We start from the raw sequence: 14,837 nt of genomic DNA on the forward strand, positions 1-14,837 counted from the left end.
GGCTCCAGAGGTAGAGAAATGAAACTGATTTTCGAACTTCGCACATCGCAGGGCGACCGCATACCTGATGCAACACTAAGCATTTCTTATCCCTTGAGGAGCGGCGTTCTTTTTGAGAGGGTGCTGCCCCCCTCCGGACCTGACGGCAGAACCGGTGTGCAGCTTGGCACCGCTTCGCCGAGTGATATTCGGTTCGCAGACGGGTCCTATTCGGTTAGCCACGGCAAAAGCAAATTTAGCGCTTTCGTCAGCGGCGAGGTGCAGCGCATCGGTTCCGGGGATGTGTTGTTGACCCTTACGGTTGAGGGGCTGATCCTTGAAGACGATGACAAGCCGGATGCTCCGACTGATGACAGCTCGCTGCTGTCGTTGACCGGAAAGCTGGTGACAGCCTCCGGTCCGTTGAATGGTGCGGCGGTGACGGTGTCGCTGCGGACTTCGGCCAAGGATCAACTACGGCTGATCGAGCGGGTATGCGACCCCGAAGGCAGGTTCAGCGCCGACATCACGGATGATATTTTCAAGGCAACCGACTGGACCCATTCCAAGATTCTGGCAACGTGGAAGAACGACTCCTACACAGCCATACAGCCCCCCGAGCCCGTGCGTGACGGCAAGGCGGTCTTCGTAACCTGGACCATGACCACCGCCGATCAGCCTGACGGCCCCGACGGCCCGTTGCCGGGCGACGGCGACACCCAGCCGCCGCGCGGGGTCCATGTGGTCTTCGGCCGGGTCACTTCTCCCGATGGTGCGCCGCTTGGTCGGGTCGCGGTCGATGCGTTCGATGTCGGTCTCGGCAACGAACAAGTTCTGGGCAGCGCCGAAACAAAGACAACGGGTGACTATGAGATTTCTTATGAACGAGAGAAACTGATCGATCCCGCAAGGGGCGCTGCAGATCTGATCGTCAGGCTTCGGACAGACAAGGGCGCGGAAGCGGCATCGCCACTGATCGCCTCCGCCGGGGCGCTTCAAGAAGTGAATTTTGCGGTCGGCGAGGGAAAGCTGCGCGGTCCATCGCTATTTGCGACGATCGCAGACAAAGTCACGCCGTGGCTGGACGGCAAGTCGCCGCAATCGATGCGGCCACAGGATGTGGAATTGCTGACCCAGCGGACGGGCCTGTCGATGGAAACCCTTGCACAGTATTTCCGAAGCTGGATTCTGGCAGAGCAGGTCGGGCTGGAAAGGGAAACGGGCGCAGCTTCGCTGTTCTTTGCCTGGTTGCGCGACGGTTTGCCGGCTGATCGTGAGGCGCTGCTTGCCTTTCCGGACAAACGTCTGGCGCTGTCTGGGCGAACGGGTATCGACCGAAACTGGATCGCGTCAATCAATGTCCAAGAGGTGCTGGCGCGTATCCGGGCAGGCGATCCGGGACTGGCCGAAGACGGCGAAGGCGATTTCTATAAGCTGTTGGCGCTGGCCGGTATCGACAAATCAATGGGCCCGGAAATCCTGAAGGTGCTCCGCTCTGACATTTCCAAGGACGACATATGGAGTGAAATCGGTGGTATCACTGGTGCCGCGAAATCCGACCATCTCCGCGAACTCGTCGCTGCCTGGCGGCTTCTGGATCGCCAGTTTCTTCTGCTGGACTACCTCGTCGCAAAGGACAAGCTGAAGGTCGCCGCGGATCTGGCCTCGGTGTCAGAGGCGGATCTTGTCGGCGCCGTTGCTGACACCGGCGTCCAGCCCAGAGGGACCACGGGCAAGCTGAAAAAGCGCGAAAATGAGGCATACGTTGCTGAAATCGCCGCCGGGATAGAACGGGCATTTCCGTATGAGACGTTCCTCGCGCAGTTATCCCTCCAGTCCTCGGGACCGGCAAGCGATGCTGCTGCCCTTCTGCAATCGAAGCCTGATATCCGGTTTGATGCACCGCCCGCCCTTGGCGAGCCGGACGAGATTGCCGCGCTTAGATCCCTTTATCTGGTGGCACCCACCTTTCGCCGGTCGGCGACCGTCGCGGTGTTGCTGGCCCGCGAATTCGGCTCGGTCGGATCAATCGTGGCGACGGGACGGCCTGCCTTTCTGAATGCGGTCACCCCGTCTTTGGCGCGACCGGATGCAACGGCGGTTTTCAATCGGGCTGTGGCGTTGGTCGGGGCTGGCGAAGCGGCCGCGGCGCGCGCGCTGAGTGTTACGCCCCTTGACCCCGCCAACGACATAACCGATCCGGCGACGCTGACGGGCCAACTGTTTCAAGGCTCGCTTAGCGGTCTGTGCCCACATTGTGAGTCGGTGCTTAGCCCCGGAGCCTATCTGGTTGACCTCTACAGTTACACCGCGCTGGCGTTGACGAAGAACGGTTCGCGCAGCGGAATGGACGAGTTGAACGCCCGGCGCGGCGATATATCCAAAACGCATGTCACCTGCGCGAATGCTGAACGGCTGATGCCCTATATAGATCTGGTTTTGGAAGTTCTGGAAGATGTGGTCGCACCGCGCGACCCGAGCCTTGGCGTGCGCCAAACCACACTGGAAACGTCGCAACTGCTGGCAGAACCGGACCCTGACCATGTTAACCTGGACGCCTATAACTTCGTGGCCGGCGCAAGCTTTCCGTGGCAACTGCCGTTCAATCGCGCCTTCGCCAGATGCCATGGCTATCTGGCGAAAACCGGCACGCCGCTGTCGATCTTACGCGCGGCCAAAGAGACGGGTTCGCGCGACATTGGTGCCTTGGCGGCACGGGCAGGATTGTCTGCACCCAAGCGTCTGATCTCTAGCCAAAGTGCCAGCGCGGTGGCCAAGGGCATGGGCAAGTCCAACCGAACGCAACTTGAGAAGATCAAGACATTCCAGTCTCTGGCGGCACATTTGCAAGTCAGCGCAGAGGATCTTCTGGCCTTGCTGGACACAAGCTTTGTCAGCCCCGATGGCGGATCGGTCGTTGACGGCGACGGCCAACTGATCTGGGCAGAACTTACCGACGCACGGCTGGAACGCCTTGTTCTGACAGGCCAGCTATGGAGACAAACGGGACAACCGATAGAGCTTTTGGACGCGGTTCTGAGGCTAACCGGCCCGATCTCGGCAACTGGTCTGGCGGTGTGGTTGCCTGCCTTTGTCGGGGCGTTTGCTATCATCGACGCCATGGGACTGGACGGCGAGGGCCTGACAAGGCTGTTTGATCTGCCCGACAGTGACAGATCAGGCGAGGTTGCCCTACATCTTGGGGTAGAGGCCGACGCCCTGTTGGATGCGGCGGATGCGCTTGGATTGGCGGGAAGCAACCCGACTGATTTAGCACAACTGATCGAAGAGATGTCGGTGATCACCGGCAGTGGCGTCAGCTTGGGCGAACTTCTGGCCCTTCTGGCCCCGGCCGAAACCGCTGAGGCAGACTATGGCTCGACTGCATCGGCCGCCGCCCTCGCGGACTTGAACATCGCCCTTCAAGGGGTCGCCGGTGGTGAACCGGCGCCGATTGCGCCAGACGATTTGGATGCTTTCGCGGCCTTGGCAGAAGTGGCTGGCGAAACGCTGGCAGCCAGCTTCGGGTGCGTTTCTGAAACGCTTCACACGGCCATCCGTGCTGATGACGATGCAATCCTGCGCCAAGCCCTGAAAGGTGCCGGCATCGCGGCCCCGGATGGCGTGGAAGCTGCCCGTCCGCTGGATGCGCAGGCCTGCGCGCTATTGTGGAAACAGTGTCGGCTAATGGATTTGGTGGGCCTTTCTGTGCCCGATGCGGCGGCGACGAAATTGATCGCCAACCGAGCGAAGATCATCGACGCCACCGCTCTTCCGGTGGCGGAAGGTGCCGCCGCGGCCCCATTGGACCGGACCATCACGTTTCTTAAGATCCACGCGATCGGCCAGCGTGTTTTCCCGGATGCACCCGGCATTTTTGAACGCCTCGTCATTATCCAGAGCGGGGCAGGGATATCCGAGACGCTGACGGCAGAGGACGGATGGCAAGTGCCCGATATCGACTTCCTCGTCGGGTCATCGGGCCTGAACCTTGCGTCCGGCCAGGCTTTCATCGCTCAGCAAGGCATCCTGCACCTTGATGCCCTGCTGTCGCCTGCCGCCCAATGGTCGGTTTCCGCCGAGACGGTCTGGACACTGGCCGATGGCGTCGATGGTGATCTTGCGCGCGACGTTCTGTTGGCCCTTTATGCCACAGAACAGGAAGGCTGGGACGTTCTGGGCGAATTGAACAGCCCTGTGCGCGAAGCCTCTCGCGATGCTTTGCTGGCGCACATCATTCATACATCTTCCAAACCTGCGTTCGTGTCTGCCTTGGATGTCTACGACCACTTCCTAATCGATGTAGAGATGAGCGCTTGTTACGAAACCTCCAGGATCAAGCAGGCAAATGCCTCGATCCAGCAATTCATTCAGCGCATACAGCTGGGGCTGGAAGAAACGCTGGCCTTCCCAGAGGACGTCGCCAAAGAATGGGATTGGCGTCGAAACTACCGCGTCTGGGAAGCCAACCGTGTCGTCTTCCTGTTCCCCGAGAACTTCGTCAGGCCAGAACTACGTGACAACAAAACCGAATTGTTCGAAGCACTTGAGGATGCGCTCAATCAATCCGATCAGACGGACGAGACTGCTGAAGCCGCCTTGATCGAATATTCACGCGCGCTGCATCAGATCAGCAATCTCGAACTCGTCGGCCTGCTGGATGATCAGGAACAGAAGACGGTTCACGTCTTTGGGCGCACCCGCGATCTGCCGCATCGTTACCACTGGTGCCACCGGGGCTCGAACCGCCTTTGGTCCGGGTGGGAAGAGTTGAAGTTGGAGATTGAGGGAAACCACCTGCTTCCCGTCATCTACAACGGCCGCCTGTTTCTGTTCTGGGCAACATTCACCGAAAAACTCGACAGCGACAATCAGGACTATGTAGATCAGCTCGCCTCTTTTCAGGCCGAAGAAGACAAGCTTCGCAATGATCTCAACACCTTGCAACGCCGGATCGACGATGCGAACGCATCCGAGACCGAGTTCCTGGAGCAGGCCGAGGCCAACCCGGCGCCATTCGATCTGATGTATGAAATCCTGGCCGACGCGATGGCAAGCATCGCCGAAGCGGCACAGATCGATTATGACAATGCATTTGCCGAGTTAACGGCAGTAAAAGCCGAAATAGCCAATCTGAAGACAACTTTTACCTATTACGAAACGCATCTGAACTGGAGCCAGTACCATCGCTTGACCGGCTGGACCGCACCACGCCGATCCACCAATCATTTCGACACGATCCTGAACGCGGATGCCTACGGCAAGACGCATCACCGGCACCTGCATCAGTTCTTTCTGCGGCGTCTGGTGGACAGCGGAACGCTCACGATCCTGCTCAGCACCTCTGCCGCAGGCGAGGGCACCCAATCCTATGAAAAGACAATCGTGGATTTCGGCTCGTTCACGCTGGATATCGTGAACGATATTCTGGTAGCAGACGATGCCAATACCTATACGTCCTATGCGATCCCTCAGGTGGTCGAACTGGCCAGCCGCTTTGAGCAGAAACACACAACGGGCTGGTTCAATGAATTCTCGATGGTCGCGAATGGCGGTGACAGCGCGGACAAATTGTTCGGCCAGTTCAGCGGAAGTGTCGGTGTCGCAATTGTACCAGCGACACGCGCCGTCGATGATGTAGGCAACGCCCCTGCGCTGATCAGCTCGCTGAACCACACCTATTACATTGAGCCGACCGGGCCTGCGGTGCGCCCGCTGATCCCTGTGGAAATCAACCGAGATTTTGAGGCTGTTCCCGCGACAGTTCCGGCATCTGAGGTTTATCAGTTCCAGCAGGTCAATACGCCGTCTGCGCAGCAACGCAACTTTGCGCCGGCACCGCCAGCGGCAGCCGGCCGTATTCCCCCCATTGATGGCGTTTTGGGCACCAGCACCGTGGCATTGCGTGCGGCAACCCGCGCAGGCAGCGCAACACGATCAACCGTAGCGGCCAACCTGACGGCCAGCTCTGCCTCGGCTGCTGTGCAGGTCGATGCAACCGTTTCCGCGACCGCGGCAATCACTGCTGTCGACGAGATGCGCGATATCATGACCCCGCAGCCCGGCACCGTTCTGGAGCCTTTGGCCGGTTTGCAGGACGGGCGTGGCTGGAAATTCTGGGAGTTTTACCATCCGCTGACAGACGAAGTGGTTACAGCCCTTTATCAGGACGGGCCGAAGGGGCTTTATGCACCCGACATCGCATCGGGTTCTGATCTCGCCGAGCAACTTTATCACCAGCAGGCGCATCGGACCTATTTCGCCGATCAGTTCTTGGTCACCGAGTCCGTCGTGCTTCCGCGTCCGGTTGAGAACTTCAGTTTCGATCGGACACGGCCCTATGCCGTTTATAATTGGGAGCTGTTCTTCCATGCGCCCTTTGCGATTGCCACCGGGCTAATGCGCAATCGCAAGTTTGCAGATGCGCAGCGCTGGTTCCACTTCATATTCAACCCGGTCGCGCGGGACGGAGTGACCGAGGCGTCTGTCTGGCAGTTCGGACCGTTCTTTGACGAACATACCCGCATCTTGTCAGGCGGTGGCGGCGATCTGGCAGAGATGTCCGAGGAAGATCGTGCAGCTTTCGACCGTCAGGTTGAAGAATGGCTGGACAATCCCTTCAACCCTCACGCCATCGCAAGATTGCGGTCGCTTGCCTACATGCGTGCGACTGTCATGGCCTATCTCGACAACCTGATTGCCTGGGCTGATGATCTTTTTCGCCGCGACACGATGGAAAGCCTCAGCGAGGCAACACAGATCTACGTTCTTGCCACACAGCTTCTTGGGCCACAGCCTGTCGCGGTGCCCGGTGATGCGATCGAGCAGGTCGGACGCAGCGTTGAGGAGGTCCTGAGCGGCGTTCCACCACTGGTCTATGTGCCATCGGATGGCTTGTCTGACGTGTCACAAAGTGACGTACCGATCACCGGGTTCTTCAAGGTGTTTTCGTCGATGTGTCTTCCCTCGAACGACAAGTTGCTTGATTATTGGGACACGCTCGGCAACCGACTTTTCAAGATCAGGCACTGCATGAACATCGAAGGCGTCGTGCGCAAACTGCCGCTGCTTGAGCCGCAGATAGACCCCAATCTGCTGGTTAGGGCCGCGGCTGCGGGGATCTCGATCTCTGATGCCATTGCAGACCTCAATGCCCCGCTACCCAAGTATCGCTTCAGCTTCATGCTTGCCAAGGCGACAGAGTTTACCGGCGATGTGCGCTCGTTGGGGGCTACCATCCTGGCCGCAATGGAAAAGCGTGACAGCGAAGAGCTGACACTGATCCGCAACCAGCACGAGGCGACGATGGCCAAGCGGATGCTGGATATCCGAAAGGAACGGATCGCCGAAGCCAAGGCCGCGTTGGAAGGTATCAACCAGTCTCTGTTTGCGGCCATGGATCGACGGGACCATTTTCAATCCCTTGTCGATGATGATCTTCTGCCGCAGGAAAAAGCGGAGCAGAAGAACCTCCGCTCGGCACACGAAGCCAATCGATTGGCGGGTTCGATCAACGCCATCGCCGCAGTGATCGGCATCATTCCGGATGTGGGGTTCAACGGGCCGATCCCGACCTTCAAATTGGGCGGGTCGAATTTCGGCCCGGCGATGGGAGCGACTGCGGAAGTTGCGCGGTTGATCGGAACCGAGATGAACTTCAATGCGAACATGCAAGGCAAAGAAGCGGGCCATATCCGCCGCCTTCAGGACTGGGGCTTTCAGAAGGCGCAGAGCGAACGCGAAATCACCCGCCTTGAGAAGACCCAGATTGCCGCAGAAATCCGCCTGGCACTTGCCGAAAAGGAACTTGCCGATCAGGAAAAACAGATCGCCCATACAGAGGAGGTCGAGGCGTTCCTGAAGGACAAGTTCACCAGCAGCGAGCTTTATGGCTGGATGTCGGACTCTTTGTCGTCACTCTACTATCAAGCGTACAGCCTAGCCTATGACATGGCCAAACAGGCCGAGGCTTGCCTGCGGTTCGAGCAAGACAAGACCGACACCGCCTTCATTCAGTTCGGCCACTGGGACAGCCAGCGCAAAGGCCTTCTGGCAGGCGAGCGCCTGATGCTGGATCTGCGCCGGATGGAGGCCGGATACCTCGCGGACGATCACCGACTGCAGGAACTGGTCAAAAACGTCTCGCTGGTCAGGTTGAACCCAGCAGCCTTGCTAACCCTTCGAACAACCGGCGAATGCGCATTCGAAGTTCCTGAGTTTGTCTTCGACCTTGACCACCCCGGTCACTACCGGCGACGGATCAAAAGCATCAGCCTGACGATCCCGGCATTGGCCGGACCGCAGACAACCATCGGCTGCAGTCTGACGCTGACCGGCAGCAAGCTGCGCCCGACACCAGATCTGAGCGCCGAGGCCGAAGACAGGCCCATGGTCCAGACCATCTCAACCAGTGCTGCCCAAGCCGATGCAGGGCTTTTCCGGCTGGAATTCCGCGACCAACGCTATCTGCCCTTCGAAGGCGCTGGCGCGATCAGCCAATGGTCGCTGCGCCTTCCAAAGCCAGACCTCGCGCAGTTCGACTACAGCTCGATCTCCGATGTCATCATCCATATCTCTTACACGGCAGAGCGTGACGGAAGTTTTGTGGATGATGTGGAAAACAATCTCTCAGGAGCGCTTGACGCAATCGCCTCTTCGTTCGGCGCAGCAGACATTCCATTGGCGCAACTTCTGAGCCTGCGCCACGACTTCCCAACTGCCTGGACCCAGATCAGAAACGGTACCGGCGCCGTGACGATACAGGTGGACCTTACCCACGACCGCTTCCCCTATCTTTTTGCTGGACGCCAGATTGAAATCAAACACGCCAGTCTGATCGCCAATGAGCAATCTGAAACGCATGCGCTGGAGCTTGCGCCGGGCACCGTCAGTCTGCCGTTGTCGGAAGCCATTTGCGACGAAATCCGCAACGCATCAGATGATGCCGAGATTATCGTCGAGTATTCAGTCGGAACAACCTGACGCTCCAAAGGATTACCCGTGCCGCCCCCGAGTTCGGTTAAGTCACCTTGCGTTCAATAGCGGCGGGGCTGTTGTGACCCGCGACCGAGTGCCGCTGTTGTGATGCTTTACGCTGGGACACGTGAGACATCTGCATGGTTTTCGCGTATCCGCGCGGCGAAAGTGAATAACGCATCTTAAGCGTCACCGCCATCGGATCACCTTTGGGCTGGTATTCAAGTGACGAAATGGGGATCGTTTTGCGATCTGGCGGGGCTGAGCAATCACCCTGCCCTTGCCTTGAAATCAATTAGATCACTCATACCCTGTCATCTCGAGGTATCCTCGTCCGGTGTGGCTTCCAGAAACGTAAACCGGCCCCTCCCAATAGGGGATGGTCAAGCCCATCCACGCATCAGGGTTCAACGCCGTGACTGTAACATCAACGCCGTGTTGGGGCAGTGTGACCTGCCAACGTGTCGGCACATTTCGATTTTCTACAACGGTTTGCGCCAAAGGTTCCGCGCGAAACGCGCCGTTTGGATAGGCCGTCGTCGTGCCATCGGGTGCAATCCAAGTTGAAGAACTGAAAAGCGATCCATCCGTTTGGCGCAACTGGAAGCCCATCAACTTGGACCCACCCTCAAAAGACAGTGAAAACCAATCCCAACCTGTTTGGCTTTCGGATAGGGGTTGCGATGACCATTCGCGGTCCAGCCACGCGTCACCCGTTACAGACACGTCCCCAGTCGGCAAGGCCAGCGTGCCTTCGATACGGAAAAAGGGTTGCGAATAGTAATAACTTGCCTGCCCTTCGGCAGATTTGACCGAAAAACCTTTTTCACCGTGAAACACGAGCGGTCCTTCAGCGGTCAGCGACATATCATAACCGAAATCAACGCCCCTTGCGGTAAGGGTCAAGTCGTCGAAATCCGCCCCTTCAAGCGTCCATTCATCAATCCACGCTCGAAAGGGATCGGCCTCCACCCCTGCCTGTCCAATACCTCCACGGGCAAAGCGTTCGGTCACAAAATGCTTACTGGGCGTGGTGACCGCTGCATGCGCGAACCAGATCTGAGGAGATCGCCAGCCCTGCCCCTCTCCCGGCGCGAGAGCAGATCGAAAAAGCGTCCATTGCAAACCATATTGCGTGCCGTCTGGTCCGTTCAGGTTGGCAGTCAGATACCACCATTCAATACGATAGTCTGGGTGCGGTCCGTGATCGGCTGGAAAAGAAAAGCTGGGGTTGGGCTGCGGTGTGGCAAAGCCCTCAGCATCCGTGCCAAGCCCCGAAAACCCCTGCGCCAATGCGGCGATTGGAAAAAAGCACAGAAAGGCGAGGATGCTAACTTTCATTTGCAAAAACCTTCAGCAGTGTTGAGGGCCGTGTGCGCATCAGACGAAATGACGGCCACGCTGCCGCCAGAAGTGCCGCAATCATCGCGTAACCCCCTAACTTGATATAGTCCGTTGGGAACAGGTACATCGGCAGTTGCCAGCCAAAGGCTTCGACATTGACGATGGTCAGCAACACCCAAGCCAGCGCCAGACCAAGCGGTATCGCACACAGGAAAACCAGCGCGGAAAGGGCGACGGCGCGCAAAAGCTCCAACCCGCCCAAAGCCCTGCGTGTCAAACCTAGAGCCCAAACTGGCGCAAGCTGGGGCACGCGCAAATCGGCAAGGGTCAGCAGGGTCATCAGAATGGCAAAACCGGCAACCAACAACGTCAGCACATTCAGCGCGGCCGTGACGGTAAATGTGCGCTCAAAAATCTCAAGCGACAGGGCTTTGATCGCTGCCTGATTGATCATGGCGCTGTCTGGGATATCTAAGCTGTCCGTGATCTGCTGGCGCAGTTGATCGGCATCCAAGGTGCGCACCCCGAATTGCAAGGCTGCATGGCCCGGATGAAGTTTTTGAAATAACCGCTCGGACAGCACAACCTGGCCGCTCGGATTTCCGTAATCCCCGACGACAGCGGCAATGGGCAAATCGATGTCGGCGGTTATCTGAACCCTGTCGCTAATCCAAAGGCCGGACCGACGCGCCAGTTGTTCGTTCACGACGACCGCCTCCCCGGCTTCCACCGCGTCCCATGGCGCAGAGATCGCATCCAAAAACACCCAGTTATAGCGATATGTTTGGCCGACCCGGACACCAAATAGCTCCGCAGGCTGCCCCGCGATCTGTGTCTGAGTAGAGAGAAGCGGCAGCACTTCCGTGGCGTTTTGGATCAAGAACTTTTCGAGTTCGCTGCTTTGTTCGCCATTTTCAACGCGCACAAAAAGTTCGGGTGCAAGGCGTTGGTCCAGAAACCCTACAAAGGTCAGTCGAAAGCTCGACACCATGGTTGAGACACCGATATTGGCCGAAACTGCCAACAGAAGTGCCATCAAGGCAAGGCTGAGACCGGGCAGCTGTTGCCGCGTGTCCGCCCAAAACCAGCCCCATAAAGGGCCATGTGCCAGATTTTGCAGACGCGACAAAACCCACTCAAACAGCACAGGCAAAAAAAGCGCCGCCCCAATCAACAAACACCCCAGCAGCACGAAACCAGCCATCAAACCTTTCGCAAAAACGGCCAGCCCCAAGGCGGCTGCCAGCAGAATGATGGCAGCAATGGTTTGCGCACGAAACCTTGTCGCAGAGGCCCTGACCCACGCTCTGGGCTGGGCACTTGCCAAGAGTGGCATCCGAGCAATTTGCCAAAGCCGCCCTGAAAGTGCGGCAGCCGTGCCGAGCACAGCAATCAACAGCCCAGACAACCACCACTCTGCCCGCAATTGAAGCGCGCCCGAGATTTCCGCGCCATATAGCCCCCGCAAGGTCGCCGCCACATCCGGCAATAGAACCGCCGCGATCAAGTACCCCAACACGACGCCCAAGACCGCACCGACCGTCGCCAACCCCAGCATCTCAACCGTGATCAGCACAACAAGCGTCCGCAGCGGGACGCCAAGCGATCGCAACGTCCGGATCATCGCGCGCCGCTGTTCGAAGGCCAGCCCAATCGTGCTGTGGACGATGAAGATGCCAACAGCAAAGCTGAGCAAGCCAAAGGCGGTCAGGTTCAGATGAAAGCTGTCAGTCAATTGCCCGACATTAGCCCCTTGCTGCGCAGGTTGCAGACGCAGGTCTGGCGCAATCTCGCGCAGCAAGGGACGACCGATTGGTTGCTCCGGTGACAACGTGAGATACGAAAGATCATTGCGATTTAGCAGCCGCTGGACGGTACCGACATCGCCGATGGCAATTCCGGGGGCGATGTCGGCGTTGATCGTCACACTGACACTATTGCCGATGTCTTGGGCGGTCTGTGCATTTGCGAACAGCTGTTCTGGCCCCAAAAAATCCAATACAAAAGGTCCATCAGACGTCGAAGCGCCCAGACCAGTTGTGGACGTGATGGGATCGATTCCCACCACACGCACATCGCCCAAGCGTCCCTCAACGACAGGCGAGACAAGCCAGCCAGATCGACGAAGCGCCACATAAATGTCCTGTGGAATGATCGCACCTTGCCTGGGGGTGAGCCGATCAAACTCAGCCTCGCCAAGGATCGACGCTGCCGCGCCATAACTCGCGCGCGCTTCTGCATTGATCGCTTGCACACCTGACCAAAGCGCCGTCGCCAAAGCCAGTCCTGCCAAGTAAGCAAAAAGCTGGACCGGGTTGCGCCGCCAATGCGACGTAAGCGCCGAAAGACAGGCGCTGATCATGTCAGAAGACCGCGGCGCAAGTGCAATTGGCGATCCATCCGCGCTGCAATTATCGGGGAATGCGTCACGACGAACAGTGCGGCACCTGTCTCGGACACCAATTGCATCATCTGCTCCAGCACGTCGTCGGCCGTCGCTTCGTCCAGATTGCCTGTCGGTTCATCTGCCAGCAAAAGCTTGGGCTTGGCGGCAAGCGCACGTGCAATTGCCACACGTTGCTGTTGCCCGCCTGACAGGGCTTCTGGATATTTTGCCATGTGGTCAGTTAGGCCTAAGGCCGCCGCAATATGATCGATATGGGATTGATCCGCTTTGCCAGCCAACCGTGCCTGAAACCCAATGTTCGCCGCCACAGTGAGAGAAGGGATAAGGTTAAACTGTTGAAATACCAATGCGATTTCAGTCTTGCGCACAGCGGCGCGCGCGCCGTCCTCCAACTGCGTCAGATCCTGACCGGATAGAAGGACTGCGCCGCTATCCGGTTGTTCTAACCCACTGGCAATGTGCAACAGCGTGCTTTTCCCGCTGCCCGATTCACCGGTAAGCGCCAGTGTTTGACCGGCTTCAAGTGCGAAACTGACACCTCGTAAGACGGGAACACTTCCTTCACTGTCGCGAAAAGATTTTTTGACAGTGTCAAACTCAAGAAGCATTACGTTCCCCTAATCGCAGCCTAAACGTGCCGCGCTGCAACCCATCGAACCAAACCTTCATCGAATGCGCACCGATTTGGGCGTTCAGGGGTCGGCGCAGCGGGACCATATTGGCGTAGCTTACTTCGCCGGTATTTCGTTTCCAGTCGGGCCGTTCAGCCCAAACAGAAGCGATGCGATCCATGGTTGCTTGTGTTGCATATGCAGTGAGTTGGCACTGTGGCCACAATTCTGTCCCGCCTTCCAAACTGTCACACCTCTTCGGGCTGTATTGCAATGCTGTCGTATCGGCATGCACATGTTTGTTGTATCTGGTTCTAATGCATTATTTGAACCTGGTTTGAATTATTGGTTTTCTATTGGATCATGCCTTTTCGTTGAGCTAGCCGGTGATCAGCCCCACTCAAATGGTCCGGTTTGAATGTCTGTGCATGATTGGCTTGGAGTTCACCCCGTTTCTGTTCCGGTCTACAAGCGATCTTTCGGGTTTCGTTCAGTTGGAACGCAAATTCGCTCGGCGTCAAGTTTCCAAGCTAATGAAAGCGGCCGGTTTTCACTATAGTTAGGCGGTAGAAGATCATGGGGCTTCTCTGATCGGTCGCGCTATGGACCGGCTCCATGTTGTCCTCGACTGCCATGCTTGTGGCTTTGCTACCCTTAAACGCATCAGCGTTGTTCTGGGGCACGATCCGGAATGCTCGCCTTGCATTCACGCCCGCCGAGTGGACGCGGCAAAGTCAATGGGGGCAACGCCTGTAGACCCTGATCCACAAGGCGACCGTCACAGCGGGCCCTTCGAGTTTGCTTGTGGATCACATCGACCGGCGACAATACCACTGCGTGGAAGCTGCCGCCGCAGGGGCATCAGTTGGGGTGTGGTTGGCGTCTTGAGGCGCGGTATGCGGCTGACGCAGAGTTAAATGATTGGCAGTTGCCCGGTGCGGCTGTCCGGAACACCGCCGGTTATCGCCGCTATGAGCATATCTGTGGACACGCGCAAGACGTGCGGTCGGTAATATGAGGTATGGCGATGTAAACTGTGCGAGCTGTGAAGAAAGTTGGGCGTCGAAGCCAAGCCAGATCTATATCCTCAGGCTATCTCTTCTGGGTCTTCCCGTGATCAAGCTGGGTTACAGTTCAAACTCTGGCCTTCAACTCTGCCTCTGGCACCAGCCGGTCTTTTCCGGAGCCGCCGTTATGCGGCTCGCTCTTCACCACTTTTCCCGGAATTTTCTCTCGTGTTCATAATGCACTGAACCCGCGCGCCAACGCCCTGTCGCCCCACGCGCTCTCAATCCTTCGCCCTCTTCTTCGCCGTATCGCCCCGTCGTGCAGCATCGCGACACTTTCGCAACACCTTTGCAGGCGCGACCTGATCAGCCCTAGCCCCCGAGATTTAGCGTATTTCAAGAAGCCTTGAATGATCGTCGCATTACGATTGATCGTGTTCGGGGACAGCCCCACCTCTTGTGATGCTAACTCTTCCGCCCGCTTCAGAATTTCTTCAAGGGATCGTGCTTGGT

General features: G+C 57.8%; 4 protein-coding genes. 1 reads left to right on the forward strand and 3 read right to left on the reverse strand.

The features are described 5' to 3' along the window. The first annotated feature begins 18 nt into the window (after positions 1-18). The gene (locus tag MUY35_RS04770) at positions 19-8,961 is read left to right on the forward strand and encodes a neuraminidase-like domain-containing protein (protein ID WP_248364295.1); all 8,943 of its coding nucleotides are present in this window, start codon (positions 19-21) and stop codon (positions 8,959-8,961) included. Positions 8,962-9,255: 294 nt separating this feature from the next. Here the strand turns inward: MUY35_RS04770 and MUY35_RS04775 are convergent, their stop codons facing one another. From MUY35_RS04775 to MUY35_RS04785, 3 genes are read right to left on the reverse strand one after another with little or no spacing between them, the layout of a single operon-like run. Continuing rightward, positions 9,256-10,296, reverse strand: a complete 1,041-nt coding sequence (locus tag MUY35_RS04775; protein ID WP_248364297.1) for a lipocalin-like domain-containing protein — start codon at positions 10,294-10,296, stop codon at positions 9,256-9,258. Then, complete coding sequence (locus tag MUY35_RS04780; protein ID WP_248364298.1) at positions 10,286-12,661, reverse strand: ABC transporter permease; 2,376 nt, start codon at positions 12,659-12,661, stop codon at positions 10,286-10,288. Before MUY35_RS04780 ends, MUY35_RS04775 begins: the two co-directional genes overlap by 11 nt. Then, a complete protein-coding gene (locus tag MUY35_RS04785) occupies positions 12,658-13,314 on the reverse strand; it encodes an ABC transporter ATP-binding protein (RefSeq protein WP_248364299.1) in 657 nt (218 codons plus the stop codon). The genes MUY35_RS04780 and MUY35_RS04785 overlap by 4 nt, the downstream gene beginning before the upstream one ends. Positions 13,315-14,837: the final 1,523 nt, after the last annotated feature.

Origin of the sequence: Aliiroseovarius sp. S1339 (genome assembly GCF_023195695.1) — a bacterium.
GTDB lineage: Bacteria > Pseudomonadota > Alphaproteobacteria > Rhodobacterales > Rhodobacteraceae > Aliiroseovarius.